This window comes from Parafrankia irregularis, assembly GCF_001536285.1.
Lineage (GTDB): Bacteria > Actinomycetota > Actinomycetes > Frankiales > Frankiaceae > Parafrankia > Parafrankia irregularis.
Map to the genome: position 1 here is coordinate 51,855 of NZ_FAOZ01000024.1, position 17,273 is coordinate 69,127.

The window sequence follows — 17,273 nt, forward strand, 5'->3', positions numbered from 1 at the left end:
GCCTCACAGCGTGTCCGAGTCTGTGAACTTCGACCGCATGGCGGACCGTTACGACCAGACACGCGGCGGTGAGGAACGTGGGCGTCGGGTGGCCGCTGCGCTCGCGCCGCACCTGGGCGGCCACCCGCACGGCGGCACACTGCTGGAGATCGGCGTGGGCACCGGCCTGATCTCCGCCGGGTTCGCCGGGCTCGGATGGTCCGTGGTCGGTGTGGACGTTTCCGAGCGGATGCTCGCCCACGCCGCCCGGCGGCTGCCCGGCCGGGTGCTGCGCGCCGACGCGGCCGCGATCCCCTTCCGGGCCGGAGCCGTCGATGCCTGCGTGGCGGTGCACGTGATCCACCTGGTCGGAGATCCGGGCGCGGCGCTGGCCGAGGTGGCCCGGGTGCTGCGCCCCGGCGGCCGGTTCGCGTTCGTCGGAGCTGGGAAGCATCATGGATCCGACGTGGCCGAGATCGTCGGCGCGATGCAGGCCGAGCTGAGCGGCGGGGCGCCGCGCCGGGACGACCCCGAAGCCGTCACCCGCCTCGCCGAGCGGGCCGGCCTGCGCCAGATGGCAGGCCTCGCCATCACAGACTCGGGACGCCCGTCGACCCCGCTGGAGTCCGCCCGCCAGATCGAGCTGCGGACCTGGTCGCATCTGTGGTCCGTCCCCCCGGCCCAGTGGACGTCGGTCGTCGAGCCGGCGCTGGAAGCGCTGCGTGGCCTCCCGGACCCCACCGAGCCCCGGTCGGACCGGATCAGCACCCCGTCACTCGTCTTCGCGAAGCCCGCCGCGGCCGGCTGACGTGGCCCGTTCCGTCTCATCCAGCCAGTCGGTCCACGACAGGTAGTTGCCAGCCCGACGACCGGCGCCGGTCAGCGCGGTGTGTGTTCCTGCGCTGCGGGTCGGCGCACGGCGCTGTCGAGTGCCTGCCTCAGGAGCTGGGTCAGGGTGGCCCGTTCCTGCGGAGAGAGCCCGGTGAGGATCTCGTCCTCGATCGTCTCCTGGGCGTGCTCGGCCTGCTCGAGCGCGCGGCGGCCGGCCTCAGTCATGGTCACGAGGTGGCGGCGGCGGTCGGCCGGGTCGCGGTGCCGCTCGGCCAGGCCGGCGGCCTCCAGCTCGTTCAGGAGCAGGACGCAGTAGTTGGCGTCGACGCAGAGGCCCTGGGTCAGGGCCCGCTGCGTGGTCGGGTCGTGATCGCGCAGGTAGGCCAGGGCTGCCAGCTCCTTGAGGCTGATGCCCAGCAGCTCCGGCGTGCTGGCCCGGTGGACCAGCCGGGACAGGCGGGTGAGCAACACGATCGGACCCGAGGTGATGGCTGTGTCCGACACCGTTCTAGAGTAGCGTGAGCGAGACCATCACTCCTTCGTGATGATTGACAAATCTTGATTGTCGCGATGGATCGACGATCGCGACCTCGACCGGCCCGGAGGAGATCCTCAGATGGCCCACACAGCCGATGTCTGACCCCACGACGGCTCCCGGGGCGGCTCCCGCGGTGGCACCCGCGACCGTTCCCGTGGCTGCTCCCGCTCCGGGCGGGTCCGACCGCCGCCGCTGGATCGCGCTGGTGGTCGTGTGCATGGCCATGTTGATGAACGCGCTCGACGGGTCAATCGTCAACGTGGCGTTGCCGTCGATCCAGAAGGATCTCGACTTCACCCAGTCCGGCCTCACCTGGGTCGTCGACGCCTACCTGATCTCCTTCGGGAGCTTCCTGCTGCTGGCGGGGCGGCTCGGCGATCTCGTCGGGCGCAAGAAGGTGTTCCTGGCAGGGGTGCTCCTGTTCACCGTCGCCTCCGTGCTGTGCGCTGTCTCGCCCGATCAGGGCACGCTGATCGCCGCGCGTTTTGCCCAGGGGCTCGGTGGCGCGGTCTCGTCGTCGGTGATCATCGCGATCATCGTCACCGAGTTCCCGGACCCGGCCGAGCGGGCCCGGGCGATGAGCGCGTACATCCTGGTGACCGTGGGCGGCGGGTCGCTGGGCCTGCTGGCGGGCGGGGTCCTCACCCAGGCTGTCAGCTGGCACTGGATCTTTCTGATCAATCTCCCGATCGGGATTCTCACCTTCGTGCTCGGAATCCTGCTGATCGAGGAGAACGCCGGCCTCGGCCTCGGCCGCGGCGTGGACGTCACCGGATCACTGCTGGTCACCGGGGCGCTGCTGGTCGGGATCTACGGGATCGTCACCGCGGCGACGCACGGCTGGGCCTCGGCCCACACCGTCGGCCCCGGCGCGGTCGCGGTGGTCCTACTGGTGATGTTCTTCGTCGTCGAGGCCCGGCGGAGCAACCCGATCATGCCGCTGCGCATCCTGCGGATCCGCAGCCTGATCGGCTCCAGCGTCGTGCGCGGCTGCCTGTTCATCGGGATGCAGGTCCTGTTCTTCTTCGGGGCGCTCTATCTGCAGCAGATCCGTGGCTACAGCCCGCTGCGCACCGGTCTCGCGTTCCTGCCCACGACGATCGTCGTGGCGGCGCTCTCGATGGGTGTCGTGAGCCGGCTGCTCCTGCGGTTCGGACCGCTGCCGATCGTTGTCCCAGGCCTGCTCGCGGCCCTGGCCGGGCTGCTCATGCTGGCCCGCGCGGACGAGCACACCAGCTACGCCACCGGTCTGCTGCCGCCGCTGGTGATCCTCGCGGTCGGCATCGCCTGTGCCACGGTCCCGCTGCTGTCGCTGGCCATGGCCGAGGTTCCGGCGGCCGATGCCGGGCTCGCCTCCGGGATCGTCAACGTCTCGATCTGGCTCAGCTCATCGGTTGGCCTCGCCGTGGTCTCCTCGGTGGCCGCCAGCCGGACGAAGGGCCTGGTCCAGGACGGGCATTCCGCCGTGAGCGCGGTGGTGAGCGGCTATCAGCTGGGCTATCTGATCGGTGCCGGCTGCGTGGCGGTCGGTCTGCTGACCGTCCTGACCGTCCTGCTGGGGCCGGCCCGGGCGGTGGCGACGGCGATGTCCAGCCCGGCGGGTGCCGGCGCGCCCGCCAGCGAACCGGCCCCCGCCGACACCGTCGCGACGTAGGCCGGCACCGGCACCGGCGCCCGCACCGGCGCCGGCTTCGGGAGCGGTGCGGCGGCCTGCCCCGGCGCCGTCGGCTACGGCGCCGGGTGCCGCCCGGCCTGCGTCCTCGGCGAACTGAACAGGTCCGGTGCTGGAAGTGGCAGGGGCTGAGTGGCTGGCGAGCGCAGCCCTTCGAAAACCAGGGCGAGGTAGCGGCGCCACAGGGTCGGCTGATGGTCGCAGAGCGGCGCGGCGGCCTGGTAGATGCCCCGCAGGAGCAGGATGACGTCCTGCCCGGTCACGTCGTCCCGGATGCCCTGCTGCGCCTGGGCGCGGGCGGTGAGCACCTCGGCGATCTCGGTCAGCCGGTCGGCGGCGGCCTGGACCGCCCGGTTGTCGGCGAAGGCCTCGCCGGAGGCCTGGCAGAGCGAACGGTCGCGGGACTGGAGATCGACCGCCGTGGTCATGAACTCGAACAGGGCCGCGGTGGGGTCGGCGGCCTCGGACAGCCGCGTGCCGACCGCGGCGAGAAGGTCGAGCTGATCGCAAATGATCGCGGCGACCAGATCGTCCTTGGTGGGGAAGTGGCGGAAGACCGTGCCCTTGGCGACGCCGGCCTGCTGGGCAATCTGTGCGATCGAGGCCTGCGTGCCGTGCTCGGCGAAGACCGTGGCCGCCGCGTCGAGCAGCAGCCGCCGGTTGCGTGCGGCATCGGCCCGCAACCCGGGTGGTTCTGACGCGGCCGACATGCCTCACCCGTCCGTGTGCTTCCGCTGGACCAACACAGCCTATGGGTCAACACGGTCCAACAAGATGACCGCCCGGTCATGTTCTCTGTTACGCTCTCGAAAAATGACCGATGGGTCATCTTCTGGTTCTGGTGCGGGTGGACGACGAAGGAAACGAGGATGCCGGTGACCATCACGATGCGTGCTGTCGTCGCGGACGACTACGGCCCGGTGGAGCGGCTGGAAGTCAGATCACTGCCTGTTCCCCGGCCAGGCCCCGGGCAGATTCAGGTGCGTGTGCGCGCCTCGACACTCAACCCCGCCGAGGTCCGGGTGCTCGACGGCTCGATGCGCGACCTCGCCCCACTGAGCTTTCCGCATGTGGTCGGCCGCGACTTCGCCGGCGTCGTGACCGAGACCGGAGACGGCGTGCGCCGGTTCGCCGTCGGAGACGAGGTCTTCGGCTTCGGATTTCCCGAGAGCATGGCCAACCTCGCCGCGATGGTCGGGTCGCCGCCCTCACTGGCGACGGGCACGCTGGCCGAGTACGCGGTCTTCGAAGCCGACACCCCGGGCCTCGCGCTTCGTCCCGCCGGTCTGACGGCCGAGCATGCCGCGACGCTGCCCACCGCCGGCCTGACCGCGCTGGCGCTGGCCCGGGCCGGAGAGTTTCAGCCCGGTGACGTCGTTGCGGTGATCGGGGCGACGGGCGGTGTCGGCAGTGTGCTGCTACCGCTGCTGTCCACGGCGAAGGTGCACGTCGTCGCCACCGCGAGCCCCGTGGACGACGGCTACGTGCGCGACCTGGGAGCGGCCGAGGTCATCGATCACCGCGCCGTCGACGTCGCCGACGAGATCGTTCGGCGCCACCCCGACGGCGTCGACGCCGTTGTCAACCTGGCGCTTCCCGGTGACGGGCTCGTCGGTGCGGCCACCGCGATCCGGCCCGGCGGCCGACTGCTCAACATCGTCTTTCCCGTTCCCGACGCTGCCGCGTTCAGGGGCAAGGACCTCACCGTCCAGACCGTCATCACCAGCGCGCAGCCGGGCGATCTGGACCTGTTGGCCGCGCAGGCGCTGGACGGATCGCTGCCCGCCGCGATCAGCAGGCGGTACCCGCTCGCGGACGGCGTCCGTGCCTGCGTCGAGTTCCTGAACGAGCACACCCGCGGGAAGGTTGTCGTCGTCGTGGCGGAAGACGAGGAAGGTTGACCCGCGGTCGCCTTCGCGCGGCGGAGTGATCCGGCGTGCGGGTGTTCAGATCCGGCCGGCCACCGTTCGCGCCAGGTTCTCCAGGGGCCCGCGGTTCTCCGCCGGATCGTTGTTGCGGGCCAGCACGATCGACACCCAGAAGTCGTTCACGTTGACGAAGACCGCGTAGTCCTCGATGTAGGCTTCCTTGCCGATTCCCGGCAACGGGGTGAGCGTGTGGCCGATGCCGCGCTCGGCAGTGAGATAATCCTGTGCCGTTTGCCCGGAGAAGATCTCCACCTGGCCGGTCGGCCCGTCGGGCGGTGCTGTGTAGACGCACCTCTCCGGGGTGGACTCGGGGCTGCCCAGCGCGGTGCCGGCGAGTTGCTCGGCCTCCGGCCGGGACACGAGTTTGCAGGGATCCGGGACTCCCGCCGCGTTTCCCGCCGGCCCGGCCGATTTCCCGCTGCCGGTTCCGCCTGTGGTTGTCGCCGTCGCCGGCTGGCTGCCGTCCGCTGGGGGAGTCGAGGCCTCATCCGAGGAGCCGCATCCCGCCAGACTGATCGTCATGACGACCGCGAGCGCGGGCAGCATCCCGCGAGCCGCGCGGCGAATCCGATCCATCGCAGAACGAGTCATAAGAATCCCCCACCTGCCGGCCACCGCCGACACCCCCATCCCGGGCGAACGGGACGAACCTATTGCCCGTCGGCGGTGGCGACGGGCAAAAGTCGTATGCCTGACGATCCGGCGTCGGGCAGGCTCGCCACGCTCCGGACCTGCAGGGTCGATGAACCTGGCGGGCTGCCGATCAAGGTCTGTGGGGCACGCGGCGGTTGGGCGGGCTGACCATGGTGTCGCCGGCTGGGCTGGCGAGGCGTCGTTCAAGATAGACGAACGCTTCGATGGCTTCGGGGGCTTCGAACGCACGATTTCGGCGTCCAACCGTGACCTGGCGGAGAACGCCGACATCGACGAGACGGTTGATCGCCTGGTTTGTTGCCTGCAGGCTCCGACCTGCGAGTGCGGCAGCAGAGCCGACGGTCAGCACCGGCGTCGCGGGGAGCAGGTGCACGATGCGTTCCAGCGTGGAGTCGGCGCGCACGCGGCCGGCTCTGCGGAGCCAGTCATTGCGAAGCGTTTCGAGGCGCTGCTCGAAATCGACGGCATCCGCACACGCGCGGGTACAGGCGGCGGCGAACAGCGCGACCCAGGAATCGGTTGCCACCTGCGCCTCGTCGGAAGTTGCCGGACCCACGTAGTGAGTAGCGGAAAGCGCCGCGAGGTACTCACGGGACCAGGTCGCGAGGATCAGGGAGACAGGGGGTAGGACACCCGCTGCGAGCCCGCGGCGCCGCAGCAGCATGTGGATCAGTGCGCGGCCGGTCCGGCCGTTCCCGTCGACAAACGGGTGGATCGTCTCGAACTGTGCGTGCGCGATGGCTGCCTGGGCGACGGCTGGAAGACTGTCGTCGGCGCAGAACGCGCAGAGGTCTTCGAGCAGGTCGGGCACGGCCTCAGGGGGCGGTGGGACGAAGGCGGCCGAGCACGGGTTGTAGCCGCTTCCTCCGATCCAGTTCTGTTCGGTTCGAAGCTTGCCGGCATGCTGCTCCAGGTGGCTGGCGGTGAGCAGGCGCCGGTGGACATCGAGCAGAGACGCGACAGTGATGGGATCACCGACACCGACCAGTTCGGTCGCACGTACCATTGCGTCGATGTTGGCCAGTACTTCGGCCGCGGTGATGTCGGTGGCGGGCTCGCCGAACCCGCGCGCTGCCTCGGCCCGCAGGAGGCGTCGGCCGCCGACCTCGAGGCCTTCGATCCGAGATGAGGCGACCGACTCGGCCCGCAGAAGGATGCGTGCCAGCACTTCGGTGCCTCGTAGTGCGGAGGCCTCGCGGTCGAGCCGGCTGATTGCGACCTCGGCCTCCGCGACATCTGCCGCTGTCGCGGCATCAAGACGCCACGTCCGGCCGACCAGGCGGTCCGGCAGGTAGGCGTCGTAGTCGCAACCGAGCCTGTCTCGCCGGGACAGCCCTGCGCCAGGATCGCTCTCCCAACGCTGCCGTAGGAGTTCAGCCATCTCGACAGCCTCCATAATCAAGGTTATGTCACAACCTTGATTATGGAGGAGTCGACTTCAAGGTTGCCGTTACCGGGCCAGGCGCGTCGATCAGTCGCCGGGAACGGTGCCTGGCGCTGGGAGCTGTGCTGCCGGCTGGGCAGCTTCCTCGTCGGTGAGCAGGCGGGAGCGGGTGAGGAAGCGGTAGCCCTCGGGTGCCTCCAGGCTGAAGCCGGCGCCGCGGCCGGGCACCAGGTCGATGGTCAGGTGGGTGTGCGACCAGTACTCGAACTGGGCCGCGCCGATGTAGACGGGCACGCCTTCGCCCGGCACGGCGTCCCCCGGGGCGACGTCCTTCCCGACGCCGATCACGCCGAGGAGGACGTCGCTGTCACCGACCAGAAACTCCCCGCGCGGAAAGCACATCGGCGACGAGCCGTCGCAGCACCCACCCGACTGGTGGATCATCAACGGCCCGTGCTCCTGGGCGAGGCGGCGCAGCATGGCGAGCGCGGCAGGCGTGGCGTCGACCCGGGTCACGTCCGTGCTGTCTGCGCTGTCTGTGCTCTCCTGGTGCATCGCCGTCTCCTGTCGGTCGCGGGCGGGAAGGCTGCCGAGCGATCTGGCGATCTGGCGGGCTCGGCGGCTTGGCGGCCTAGAAGAAGCCCATCGCCTTGGGGGAGTAGCTGACCAGCAGGTTCTTCGTCTGCTGGTAGTGGTCGAGCATCATGCTGTGGTTCTCCCGGCCGATCCCGGACTGCTTGTACCCGCCGAACGCCGCGTGCGCCGGGTAGAGGTGGTAGCAGTTCGTCCAGACCCGGCCCGCCTGGATGTCCCGCCCGGCCCGGTAGGCGAGGTTGCCGTTACGGGTCCACACGCCGGCGCCGAGGCCGTAGAGGGAGTCGTTGGCCTGGGCGATCGCGTCGTCGTAGCCGTCGAAGGAGGTCACCGACACCACCGGCCCGAAGATCTCCTCCTGGAAGATCCGCATCCGGTTGGTGCCCTGGAAGATCGTCGGCTGGACGTAGTAGCCGCCCGAAAGGTCGCCGCCCAGCTCGGCGCGCTCGCCACCCAGGACGAGGCGGGCGCCCTCCTTCTTCCCGATGTCGATGTAGGAGAGGATCTTCTCGAGCTGGTCGGAGCTGGCCTGTGCGCCGATCATCGTGTCGGTGTCGAGCGGGTCGCCCTGGCGCACCGCCTTCGTGCGGACGGCCGCCGCGTCCAGGAAGTCGTCGAAGATCGACCGGTCGATGAGGGCGCGGGACGGGCAGGTGCAGACCTCGCCCTGGTTGAGGGCGAACATGGTGAATCCCTCCAGGCACTTGTCCTGGAAGTCGTCATGCTCGGCGAGGACGTCCCTGAAGAAGATGTTCGGGCTCTTCCCGCCGAGCTCCAGCGTCACCGGGATCAGGTTCTGGCTCGCGTACTGCATGATCAGGCGCCCGGTCGTGGTCTCACCGGTGAAGGCGATCTTCGCGATCCGGGGCGATGACGCCAGCGGCTTGCCGGCCTCGACGCCGAAGCCCTGCACCACGTTGAGAACACCGGGCGGCAGCAGGTCCGCGATCAGCTCCCACAGCAGGTTGATGGACGCCGGTGTCTGCTCGGCGGGCTTGAGCACGACGGCGTTGCCGGCCGCGAGCGCCGGCGCGAGCTTCCACGTCGCCATCAGCAGCGGGAAGTTCCACGGGATGATCTGCCCGACGACCCCGAGCGGCTCGTGGAAGTGGTAGGCGACGGTGTCCTCGTCGAGCTGCGACAAGGTGCCTTCCTGCGCCCGGATGGCGCCGGCGAAATACCGGAAGTGGTCGATGGCCAGCGGAATGTCGGCCGCCAGCGTCTCGCGGACCGGCTTGCCGTTGTCCCAGGTCTCACCGACCGCCAGCAGTTCGAGATTCGCCTCCATCCGGTCGGCGATCCTGTTGAGGATGTCGGCGCGGGCGGCCACCGCCGTCTTCCCCCACGCGGGTGCGGCCGCATGGGCGGCGTCGAGGGCCTTCTCGACGTCCTCGGCGCTGGAGCGGGCGATCTCGGTGAAGGCCTGGCCGGTGACCGGGCTCGGGTTCTCGAAGTACCGGCCCTTCACCGGCGGCACGTACTCGCCACCGATGATGTTGTCGTAGCGCGACGCGTAGCGGACTGGCGAGCCCGGTTCGCCAGGGCGGGCGTAGATGGTCATCTCGAGCGCTCCCTCTGCGATGTGAGGCCGGTCACCGTGACGCCGGCTGCGTGCACGCTAGATCGGTGAACGTTGCAACACCGTTGCAACACGGCGGGGGTGCCAGCGGCCCCTTGCCCACTGATCCGGTTCGCGCCACCCTGTCGGGGGGAGGTCTCCATGACCAACGGGTGCGACGGGCGCCGGGTCGCGCAGGAGCAGCTGCTCACCGGGGTCCGCACCGCCGCCGCGGCCGACGGTCGTGCGCCTGGCGGTGGCGAGCAGGCGCTCGGCCAGGTGCGCCCCGAGGTACTGGAATCCTGGTCACGCTCCCGCACCTTCGGGGTGGACCCGGACGCCACCGTCCCTCCCGTCGATCTCGTCGACGACGCGCTGGAGGACTACCGGGCGTCGCACCCGCTGGGGCAGGCGATGCCGGTGGTGCGCGACCTGCTGGTCGAGCATGCGGCGTCCGAGGAGATGATCGTCGCGGTGAGCGACGCCGCCGGCATGCTGCTCTGGGTGGAAGGCGACCCGGCCGCCTGCCGCCGGGCCGAGCGGATGCGGTTCGTCGCCGGGGCCCGCTGGGACGAGCGACACGCCGGCACGAACGCTCCCGGCCTGGCGTTGGCGCTCGGGGTCGGCATGCGGGTGGTGGCCGCCGAGCACTGGGCCCGTCCCGTGCAGCCGTGGAGCTGCTCGGCGATGCCGGTCCGCGATCCGGTGGGCGGTGCGCTGCTGGGCGCGCTCGACGTGACCGGCGACGAGCGGGCCGCCTCACCCGGGGCGCTGGCGCTCGTCCGGGCCACCGCCGCCGCGGTGGAACGCGAGCTGCTGCTGCGGCAGCACCGAGACGGGGGCGGGCGTCGTGCAGCCGAGCCGCCGCTGCGGTTGTCCGTTCTCGACCCGGGTGGGCCGACGCTGTCCCGGCACGGGCGCACCAGGCGGGTCAGCCTGCGCCATGCGGAGCTGATGCTCCTGCTGGCCGAGCATCCGCAGGGATGCAGCGCCGGCCGGCTCGCCGTCCTGCTCGACGAGCGGGACCTCGACGAGGTGACGGTCCGCGCCGAGCTTTCGCGGCTACGGCGGGTCCTCGGGCCGGAGGCGCTGCGTTCGCGTCCGTACCGGCTCGCCCCGGGGGCGCTCACCACCGACGTGGACGACGTCCGGCGGGCGCTGGCCGCCGGCGACCCCGCGGCGGCCATCACCCTGTGGCGCGCGCCGTTGCTCGCGCGTTCCGCCTCCCCGGGGGTCGCCACCGTGCGGCTGCGGATGGCGCAGGAGGTGCAGGCGGCGCTGGAGCGCAGCGGTGATGCGCTGTTGCTGCTGCGCTGGGTCGAGGGCCCGGTCGCCGCGGACGACCTCGCCCTCTGGCGCCGATGCCGGGACCTGCTGCCCGCGGGCCCGGAGCGGGACCGCGCAATCGCCCGGGTGCGCGTCCTCGACCGCGAGAGCCGCTGAGCGACGCAGGACCGGACGTAATGGTCCGCCTCAGAGGATTCTGGTCGTTGGAGAATCCACTCTAGGATACCGAGCTTCGGATTTCCTCTGCTGCCGAGCAAGAAGTGAGGATTTTGGCTGTTATAACAACCGAAATTCCTCACGTTACGGGTGGGCTCGGTTCTGGTTGTAGGTGGATTGTGCGGCGTCCACCTCGGGCATGTGGGCCTCGGCCCACTTCTTGAGATGGCGCAGGGTTTCCAGGAGTGACAGTCCCAGCGGGGTGAGTTCACGCCAAGGTCGCCGGCGGCGGTCAGCGCGGCCGCTGGCTACTGGTCCCCCGACCCGCCCTCTGGCGGGAGCGCCGGCCCCGCGCCTGCCGTGAGGTCTGGCCGCACCCGCACTCGGCTGGCCCGGGCTTCCAGATAGCGTTGCTCGGCGAGGCTGGCGGTGGCCCGCGCGGCCCGCCGGTAGTGCTCGTACGCCCCGGCCGGGTCGCCGTTCTTCTCCAGCAGATGCGCCCGGACGGACAGCAGACGGTGATGCCCGGCCATCCGTTCGTCACCGTCCAGGGTCGCCAGCAGCTCCAGCCCGGCCGGCGGGCCCTTGGTCTCGGCGAGCGCGATCGCCCGGTTCAGGGTGACCATCGGGTTGGGTGCGATCCGTTCCAGGATCAGATAGAGGGCGTGTACCTGCGGCCAGTTGGTCTCGGCGGCGGTGGCCGCGTCGGCGTGCGTGGCGGCGATGGCGGCCTGCAGCTGGTAGAGCCCCAGGACCGGCCCGGCCAGCGACGCCGCGGCCAGCTCGATGCCCTCGTCGATCAGCTCGCGGTCCCACCTCGCGCGGTCCTGCTCGTCCAGTGGCACCAGGTCGCCGGCTGCCGTCGCCCGGGCCTGGCGGCGGGAGTGGGTCAGCAGCATCAGGGCGAGCAGCCCCGTCACCTCGCTGTTCTCGGGCAGCTGGGCGTGCACCATCCGGGTCAGCCGGATCGCCTCGTGCGCGAGGTCGGCGCGGTGCAGCTCGCTGCCCGACGAGGCGACGTAGCCCTCGTTGAAGATCAGGTAGAGCACGTGCAGGACGACCCGTAGCCGCTCGGCGTGCTCCGTGCCGCCCGGCAGGCTGAACGAGCTGCCGGCGGCCCTGATGCGCTGCTTGGCGCGACTGATCCTGGCCGCCATCGTGGCCTCGGGCACGAGGAACGCGCGGGCGATCTCGGCGGTCGTCAGGCCGCCGACCGCCCGCAGTGTCAGCGCGGTCTGGGAGGCGGGCGTCAGCGTCGGATGGCAGCACAGGAACAGCAGGACGAGCGTGTCGTCGCTGTCCGGAACGTCCTCGGGCACCGGCTCGGTGGCCGTCGCCGACTCCCGCTCGCGGCGCGCGTGGTCACTGCGCATCTGGTCGATGAGCCGCCGGGACGCAACCGTCATCAGCCAGCCGCGCGGGTTGTCCGGCACCCCCTCGGCCGGCCACTGCACGGTGGCGGCGAGGGAGGCCTCCTGCACGGCGTCCTCGCATCCTTCGAACTGCCCGTGCCGACGTGCCAGGGTGCCGAGGACCTGCGGCGTGATCTCACGCAGCAGGTCCTCGATCACTGGTGCGGTCATGCCTCCAATTGTCCGTCGGCGAACATCACCTGCCGCACCTCGACACCCAGGCCTTCGATCGCGGCGTCCGGGATCTGCGCCGCCAGCTCGATCGCCCGCTCCTTGTTCTCGACATCGATCAGGTAGAAGCCGCCCAGATACTCCTTGGACTCGACGAAGGGCCCGTCGGTCACCACCCGCTGGCTGTCGCGCACGGCCACCACGGCGGCCTGCGCCGGGTCGACCAGCGCCAGTCCGGTGATCAGCTCGCCGGACTTCTTCATCGCCTCGATGAGCCTGCTGTGGCCGTCGCCGACCGCCGCCTTCTCCTCGTCAGTCAGGACGTCCAGCAGGGCTGGGTTGATAACCAGGCTGATCACGAACTTCATGGGTTGCTCCTCGTGGTTCGCGAGCCCCGGCTGGGCCCGCCGACCACCTGGTCGGAGCCGACCGCACCGTCTTGACATGCCCGCCCGAACATCTTCCGTCCGCACCGGCCCGACGAGCGGGACAGGCCTGGTTCCGCAGGGGTAGAGGCCGCGTTGACGCCTCCACGCACTCTCCCGAACATGCGGAGGAGTCCGCTGTCTACCAGGCAACGGGGCCGTCGGCGTCGACGAAGGTGCCCGTCTCGGCGTCGGCGGGCAGTGTCGCGGCGCTGACCACGACGTGCGCGGCTTCGTCGGCGGTCAGCGGCGCCAGCTGGCGGTTCATCGGGGTCAACTCCGTCTGGACGAAGCCCGGGCACACGGTCGTGACCTTGATGGAGGTGTCCCTGAGATGCTTCGCCAGCTCGATCGTGAGACTGTTGAGTGCGGCTTTCGAGCTCCTGTAGGCGGGCAGGAACATCGAATAGTACGGAGATCGCGAGTTGTTCTGATCGGTGAGCGAGCCCATCGTCGAGGACACGTTGACAATCCGGCCCGCGTCGCTTAGTCGCAGTAGCGGAAGAAAAAACTCGGTTACCGTCACCGCGCCGAAAACGTTTGTTTCGAATGTTTGCCGGAACGTGTCCGGGTCCGCGAGGTCGTGGGTGCCGGTGTCGGTGGCCTCGGGGAGAACGCCCGCGTTGTTGATCAGGACGTCGAGGCGGCCGTATCGCTCCTGGACTGCGGCTGCGGCAGATCTCACGGTTGCCGGCCTGGTGACGTCGAGTTCTACCCAGTCCACGGCTCCGTGGTTTACGCCCAGCGTCTCGATGGCCCTGCGTGCTGCTGTCTCCCGGCGCGCTCCAATGATTACAGTAGAGCCTGCTCGGCTCAGATGTGCGGCGGCCGCGTACCCCAGGCCTCGGCTGCCGCCAGTGATGAGAACGATGGTGGACATTCGGATCTCCAGGATCTCCGGCGTATTTCCCTGCAGGCTAGTTCCTGCGCGCCGAACAATGCTGGCGAAAATCCGACGTGGCATTCCCCGGTCCGATACAGGACTGCGGCGTCGTTCCCTCCGCGGCAGTCTCCGCTATGAGGCGAAACGTGAGCTAGCCACTCAGGGCGACGAACCGCCTGAGCTTGCCTGTCGAGGCGTGCCGGGGGATCCGCGCAACGGTGGTCACGCCTATGTCGGCATCCGGGAGACCGTAGGGCCGTAGCGAGAGGGCGAGCGCCGTGGCCACCGCGGTGGTGTCGGGTGACCCGACCACCAGCACATCCGCCCCACCTGCGGTCTGGCGCACCTGATATTCCGAGATCAGCGGGTCGGTGCCCAGCACATGCCGGAACACGCTCGCCGGGACCGTTCGCCGCCCGTAGCGGAAGTCGTCGTCACGCCGGCCGACGATGTCGGCGACACGCGGCATCGAACTCCCGCACGCACAGCGGCCAGGCAGCGGCGTGATCTCGTCGCCCAGGTCGTAACGGATAAACGGGAAGGTTCGTCCCGCCAGTCCGGTCGCGAGTGTGCGGGCCGCCGGCTTGTCGGGGGCGACCGGGCGCCCGGCCGCGTCGACCCGCTCGAGGATCACCTCGTCCGAGCAGATGTGCAGGCCGTCGCCGTCGCGGTGGCCGCAGCCGACCGCCTGGACGCCGATCTCCGTCGAGCCCCACAGGTTGTGGACGGGGACGCTCCAGGCGGTGTCGATGGCGTCGCGGTCCTGGGCGCTGAGCGGCTCGGAGTTGGTGCTCACCCGAACCGGCCGGATGTCGAGCTCTCCCGCGTTCGCGGCCCGGGCGAGGCGGCCGATCACCGAGGCGTAGCCGACGAGATGGGTCGGCCGTGCGTCCGCCACCGCGCGCAGAATCTGATCGAACGGGGCCGTCGTCGGGATCACGAAGGTCTGCGTCGACGGCCCGGTCGCGATGTCGAACAGCGGCGTGCTGGCGTGCGGCGGCTCGCCGGCCTCCAACACGGCCAGTCGTGCCGGGCGGCCGGCCTCGCCCGCCGGGTCGGCAGGGCCGGCTGATGCTCGCTCGCCCCGAACCTGCCATCGCCAGGCGAGACAGGCGAGCGTGACGAACTGCTCCCAGTCCCAGATGTAGACGCCGCGCACACCGCTCGAGCCGCCCGAGCTGAAAACCTGCAGCCCGGTGGGCGTGTAGGAGAACCAGCCCTGCCGCGCCAGCACCCGCTCGGCGCCCGCCCGGTCGATATCAGGCGTGCTTACTATCGCGTCCCATTCACTCTGGACGTCCTGCTTGGTCATTGCGGGCAGCCGCGCGAGGTCGTCAACCGTCGCCGTGGCCGGGTCGAGGTCGGTCATCCGGGCTGCGTGGAACGGTGAGCGTTCGCGCGCGAACCCCAGCAGCGCACGCAGTCGTTCGGTGCGGTGGTGCTCGATGCGCTGGCGCGACCAGGACAGCCGCGCGACATGGTCCTCGAGCGCCGCCCGCACAGCGCTCAGATGTGCTGCACGCAGACGCTGGTAGACCGCCGCGGAATCCTCGCGGGACACGCACACAGTGTCGGCCGCGACCCGCGATCACGCGAACCGGTGGCTGTGCGGGTGGCCGGCAGGTTCGGTGGATCGCCGCCACAACTGGCCGGATTTTCCCGTTACCCGCGCTGAAGACCGACTGTTCCTCGGCGTCCCTGCAGTCTGCGCAGCAGGGCCAGGCCGGCGAGGAAAAGAGCCAGGACGCCGGGGCCGGCGTGCACGATGATGAAACCGGAATAGTGCGGCCCGCCCCAGGCGTGCCGATAGGCCGCCGGATCGCCGGGGCGCTCGGTGGCGAGAAGGTATCCGGCCCGGGCGACAAGAACAGTGCCGACGGCCAGCAGGAGGAGGCGGGCCACGGCGCGCCATAGCCGTACAGCCCGGCCGGTGGCCGGTGGTGGCACCGGCCGGCGTGCGGCGATCACGCCCACCGCGATCAGGCCCGCTGCGACCACGGCGGCGACCGCGAGCCCGGTCATGCCGCCCTGGCTCCGTCGGGTCGGATGCGGCGCATGACCGCGGAGTGGAGCAGCAACGCGGTCGGTGTCAGGGTCGCGACCAGGGTCAGCGCCCGCAGCGGGGTGGTCGGAGCCCACAGGATGTTGTCGGTCAGCTCCGCTCGTACGGCAGCCACCTCCATGGCCGCGGTGGCGAGCACCGCCGCGGCCATGCGGGTGAGTCGCGGCCTGGCCCGGAGATGGAGCCCGACGGCCAGGCGAAGGACGTCGACGACGACGGCGAAGGTCAGTGGGGTGTCCTGGAGGAGCGCGGCGAACTCGTCGCCGTAGCGCGCCCGCCACCGCCGGGGGCACAGGGCGAGAAGGGAACGTTTCATGCCTGGGCCAGCCTTGTCTGCCCGGTGTGGACGACCCGGGACCAGGTCGCCAGCTGGGCGGCGAGGGCAGCTCTTCCCGCTGCCGTGATCTCGTAGGGGCGGCGGCGGTCGTCGCTGGGCAGCGCGGCGATCAGGCCGCGTTCGACCAGCTTGGTCAGCGAGCCGTACAGGGTGCCGGGCCCGAGCCGGACCCCGGTCTGTTCCAGCACGTCGGTGGTGATCGCGTAGCCGTGCTTGGGGCCGTCGCTCAGTGACAGCAGGACGAGTACGCCTGGCTCGCCGAAGCGGGCCAGGCCCTCGTCCCGCCCGAATCTCGCCATGCGATGCATCGTATGGCGTAGTAGTCGGGTGCGGCAACACCCGGTGATCTCCGCTCAGGCGTGGGCGCGCAGCGCCCGGGAGTACCACTCCCAGGCGTCGACGATGTCGTCGGGCGCCTGGCTGGGCTCCCAGCCGTTGATGACGCCGACGAGCGTCCAGTAACGGCCGACGCGGCGGTCGGTGAAGGCCTCGATCCGGTCGGCCACCCGCGTGCGGTCCTCCGGCGGGGTCGGGCCAAGCGCTTCAAGACGCTCGACGATCGTCCGAGCCTCAGGCGCGGCAGGGTCGACACCGGCCCTCGCGGCGGGACCAGCGAGCTCGCCGACGGCCTTGCCGACATCGAACTGCGCCACGTCCGGCTCCGGCCCCTCGGCCCTGGCCCGCTGCGCCATCCGCCGGCTGGTGGCGATGAAGTCCGGATCCCGCAGCAGCTCGGCGATCTCCACCCAGGCCACGACCTGCTCCGGGGTCGGATCCTCGGGCAGCTCGGGTGCACCCATCGCCATCCTGTCGGCGACGGCGCTCGGGCTGTCACCGAAGACGGCGTCGAGATATTCCTCGACGATTCGGCGACGCTGTTCGTCTGTCATGTTTGTGAGGTCGGTCATCCGTCGCAGCTCCTCTGGGTCGGTGGAACCGATGAAGGCGCGCAGCACCGCACGCTGCAGCCGCAGCACGCGGATCTGGGCGTCAAGGGCCTGGACGTGCCGGGCGGCCACCTCGTCCAACGAGGTCTCGGCGCCGAGCACCTCCCTGATGTCGTCCAGGCCGACGCCGAGCTCGCGCAGGGTACGGATCAGGCGCGCACGGGCGACGGCCTCAGGCCCGAACAGCCGGTACCCCGCCGTCGTGCGTCCCTGCGCGGGCAGCACCTCGGCGTCGGCGTAGAACCGCAGTGTCCGTACCGACAGCCCGGTACGCGCCGCAAGCTCGCCGATCATCATGAACCCGATCATCAGGCCTCCACCAACTGGAGAGTCAACCGCCGCAGCCGTCCTGCCGCCCGCGCGCGCGGAACATATGGTCCGGGAGACTGCCCGAAAGGACATTGACGGCCGGATCGGCGCCCGTGATTCTGATTCTGATTCTGAATCGGAATCGC

General features: G+C 70.4%; 18 protein-coding genes. 4 read left to right on the plus strand and 14 right to left on the minus strand.

Annotation, left to right across the window (positions count from 1 at the left end; all coding sequences use genetic code 11):
- Window positions 1-10 precede the first annotated feature (10 nt).
- Window positions 11-787: a class I SAM-dependent methyltransferase gene (locus tag AWX74_RS27550; RefSeq protein WP_091282940.1), complete on the plus strand. Its 777-nt coding sequence runs from the start codon at window positions 11-13 to the stop codon at window positions 785-787.
- Window positions 788-858: 71 nt separating this feature from the next.
- Here the strand turns inward: AWX74_RS27550 and AWX74_RS27555 are convergent, their stop codons facing one another.
- Window positions 859-1,281 carry a MarR family winged helix-turn-helix transcriptional regulator gene (locus AWX74_RS27555; RefSeq protein ID WP_242666444.1) on the minus strand — a complete coding sequence of 141 codons (423 nt, stop codon included), beginning with the start codon at window positions 1,279-1,281 and terminating at the stop codon, window positions 859-861.
- A gap of 161 nt (window positions 1,282-1,442) precedes the next feature.
- Here AWX74_RS27555 and AWX74_RS27560 point away from each other — a divergent pair, with 161 nt between their 5' ends.
- Window positions 1,443-3,002: an MFS transporter gene (locus tag AWX74_RS27560; protein WP_226931117.1), complete on the plus strand. Its 1,560-nt coding sequence runs from the start codon at window positions 1,443-1,445 to the stop codon at window positions 3,000-3,002.
- 74 nt (window positions 3,003-3,076) lie between these two features.
- On the opposite strand, the gene AWX74_RS27565 is transcribed toward AWX74_RS27560, so the two are convergent.
- Complete coding sequence (locus AWX74_RS27565) at window positions 3,077-3,730, minus strand: TetR/AcrR family transcriptional regulator (protein WP_091282944.1); 654 nt, start codon at window positions 3,728-3,730, stop codon at window positions 3,077-3,079.
- Between the two features lie 159 nt (window positions 3,731-3,889).
- Here AWX74_RS27565 and AWX74_RS27570 point away from each other — a divergent pair, with 159 nt between their 5' ends.
- Window positions 3,890-4,921: an NADP-dependent oxidoreductase gene (locus AWX74_RS27570; RefSeq protein ID WP_091282946.1), complete on the plus strand. Its 1,032-nt coding sequence runs from the start codon at window positions 3,890-3,892 to the stop codon at window positions 4,919-4,921.
- 45 nt (window positions 4,922-4,966) lie between these two features.
- Here AWX74_RS27570 and AWX74_RS27575 read toward each other — a convergent pair whose 3' ends face one another.
- The 4 genes from AWX74_RS27575 to adh all read right to left on the minus strand — a co-directional run bounded on the left by AWX74_RS27575 (window position 4,967) and on the right by adh (window position 9,141).
- On the minus strand, window positions 4,967-5,539 hold the full coding sequence (locus AWX74_RS27575; RefSeq protein ID WP_091282948.1) for a DUF3558 domain-containing protein: 573 nt from the start codon (window positions 5,537-5,539) through the stop codon (window positions 4,967-4,969).
- Window positions 5,540-5,711: 172 nt separating this feature from the next.
- Complete coding sequence (locus tag AWX74_RS27580) at window positions 5,712-6,998, minus strand: Fic family protein (RefSeq protein WP_242666445.1); 1,287 nt, start codon at window positions 6,996-6,998, stop codon at window positions 5,712-5,714.
- 75 nt (window positions 6,999-7,073) lie between these two features.
- Window positions 7,074-7,541, minus strand: coding sequence for a DUF779 domain-containing protein (locus tag AWX74_RS27585; RefSeq protein ID WP_091282950.1), 468 nt, complete (start codon window positions 7,539-7,541; stop codon window positions 7,074-7,076).
- A 76-nt stretch (window positions 7,542-7,617) separates the two neighbouring features.
- Complete coding sequence (adh, locus tag AWX74_RS27590; protein ID WP_054568482.1) at window positions 7,618-9,141, minus strand: aldehyde dehydrogenase; 1,524 nt, start codon at window positions 9,139-9,141, stop codon at window positions 7,618-7,620.
- Between the two features lie 159 nt (window positions 9,142-9,300).
- Here adh and AWX74_RS27595 point away from each other — a divergent pair, with 159 nt between their 5' ends.
- On the plus strand, window positions 9,301-10,581 hold the full coding sequence (locus AWX74_RS27595) for a GAF domain-containing protein (RefSeq protein WP_091282952.1): 1,281 nt from the start codon (window positions 9,301-9,303) through the stop codon (window positions 10,579-10,581).
- A gap of 308 nt (window positions 10,582-10,889) precedes the next feature.
- Here the strand turns inward: AWX74_RS27595 and AWX74_RS27605 are convergent, their stop codons facing one another.
- The 8 genes from AWX74_RS27605 to AWX74_RS27640 form a co-directional block, all read right to left on the minus strand.
- A complete protein-coding gene (locus AWX74_RS27605) occupies window positions 10,890-12,164 on the minus strand; it encodes an RNA polymerase sigma factor (protein ID WP_091282954.1) in 1,275 nt (424 codons plus the stop codon).
- Window positions 12,161-12,532, minus strand: coding sequence for a YciI family protein (locus tag AWX74_RS27610; RefSeq protein WP_091282956.1), 372 nt, complete (start codon window positions 12,530-12,532; stop codon window positions 12,161-12,163). The genes AWX74_RS27605 and AWX74_RS27610 overlap by 4 nt, the downstream gene beginning before the upstream one ends.
- A 199-nt stretch (window positions 12,533-12,731) precedes the next feature.
- The gene (locus AWX74_RS27615; protein WP_091282959.1) at window positions 12,732-13,469 is read right to left on the minus strand and encodes an SDR family NAD(P)-dependent oxidoreductase; all 738 of its coding nucleotides are present in this window, start codon (window positions 13,467-13,469) and stop codon (window positions 12,732-12,734) included.
- A 154-nt stretch (window positions 13,470-13,623) separates the two neighbouring features.
- Entirely contained in the window at window positions 13,624-15,033 is a 1,410-nt protein-coding gene (locus AWX74_RS27620) for a phenylacetate--CoA ligase family protein (protein ID WP_242666446.1), read from the minus strand.
- A 101-nt stretch (window positions 15,034-15,134) separates the two neighbouring features.
- Window positions 15,135-15,494 carry a hypothetical protein gene (locus tag AWX74_RS27625; protein WP_091282963.1) on the minus strand — a complete coding sequence of 120 codons (360 nt, stop codon included), beginning with the start codon at window positions 15,492-15,494 and terminating at the stop codon, window positions 15,135-15,137.
- The gene (locus AWX74_RS27630) at window positions 15,491-15,850 is read right to left on the minus strand and encodes a hypothetical protein (RefSeq protein ID WP_091282965.1); all 360 of its coding nucleotides are present in this window, start codon (window positions 15,848-15,850) and stop codon (window positions 15,491-15,493) included. Before AWX74_RS27630 ends, AWX74_RS27625 begins: the two co-directional genes overlap by 4 nt.
- Window positions 15,847-16,170, minus strand: a complete 324-nt coding sequence (locus AWX74_RS27635) for a PadR family transcriptional regulator (protein WP_006542578.1) — start codon at window positions 16,168-16,170, stop codon at window positions 15,847-15,849. Before AWX74_RS27635 ends, AWX74_RS27630 begins: the two co-directional genes overlap by 4 nt.
- A gap of 54 nt (window positions 16,171-16,224) precedes the next feature.
- Window positions 16,225-17,127 carry a MerR family transcriptional regulator gene (locus AWX74_RS27640; RefSeq protein ID WP_091282967.1) on the minus strand — a complete coding sequence of 301 codons (903 nt, stop codon included), beginning with the start codon at window positions 17,125-17,127 and terminating at the stop codon, window positions 16,225-16,227.
- Window positions 17,128-17,273: the final 146 nt, after the last annotated feature.

Coding starts and splice junctions, on each gene's coding strand:
- AWX74_RS27610 (WP_091282956.1), bottom strand. CDS start 12,532: ATGAAGTTCGTGATCAGCCTGGTTATCAACCCAGCCCTGCTGGACGTC.
- AWX74_RS27565 (WP_091282944.1), bottom strand. CDS start 3,730: ATGTCGGCCGCGTCAGAACCACCCGGGTTGCGGGCCGATGCCGCACGC.
- AWX74_RS27630 (WP_091282965.1), bottom strand. CDS start 15,850: ATGAAACGTTCCCTTCTCGCCCTGTGCCCCCGGCGGTGGCGGGCGCGC.
- adh (WP_054568482.1), bottom strand. CDS start 9,141: ATGACCATCTACGCCCGCCCTGGCGAACCGGGCTCGCCAGTCCGCTAC.
- AWX74_RS27615 (WP_091282959.1), bottom strand. CDS start 13,469: ATGTCCACCATCGTTCTCATCACTGGCGGCAGCCGAGGCCTGGGGTAC.
- AWX74_RS27570 (WP_091282946.1), top strand. CDS start 3,890: ATGCCGGTGACCATCACGATGCGTGCTGTCGTCGCGGACGACTACGGC.
- AWX74_RS27575 (WP_091282948.1), bottom strand. CDS start 5,539: ATGACTCGTTCTGCGATGGATCGGATTCGCCGCGCGGCTCGCGGGATG.
- AWX74_RS27560 (WP_226931117.1), top strand. CDS start 1,443: ATGTCTGACCCCACGACGGCTCCCGGGGCGGCTCCCGCGGTGGCACCC.
- AWX74_RS27595 (WP_091282952.1), top strand. CDS start 9,301: ATGACCAACGGGTGCGACGGGCGCCGGGTCGCGCAGGAGCAGCTGCTC.
- AWX74_RS27625 (WP_091282963.1), bottom strand. CDS start 15,494: ATGACCGGGCTCGCGGTCGCCGCCGTGGTCGCAGCGGGCCTGATCGCG.
- AWX74_RS27585 (WP_091282950.1), bottom strand. CDS start 7,541: ATGCACCAGGAGAGCACAGACAGCGCAGACAGCACGGACGTGACCCGG.
- AWX74_RS27640 (WP_091282967.1), bottom strand. CDS start 17,127: ATGATCGGGTTCATGATGATCGGCGAGCTTGCGGCGCGTACCGGGCTG.
- AWX74_RS27635 (WP_006542578.1), bottom strand. CDS start 16,170: ATGGCGAGATTCGGGCGGGACGAGGGCCTGGCCCGCTTCGGCGAGCCA.
- AWX74_RS27580 (WP_242666445.1), bottom strand. CDS start 6,998: ATGGAGGCTGTCGAGATGGCTGAACTCCTACGGCAGCGTTGGGAGAGC.
- AWX74_RS27605 (WP_091282954.1), bottom strand. CDS start 12,164: ATGACCGCACCAGTGATCGAGGACCTGCTGCGTGAGATCACGCCGCAG.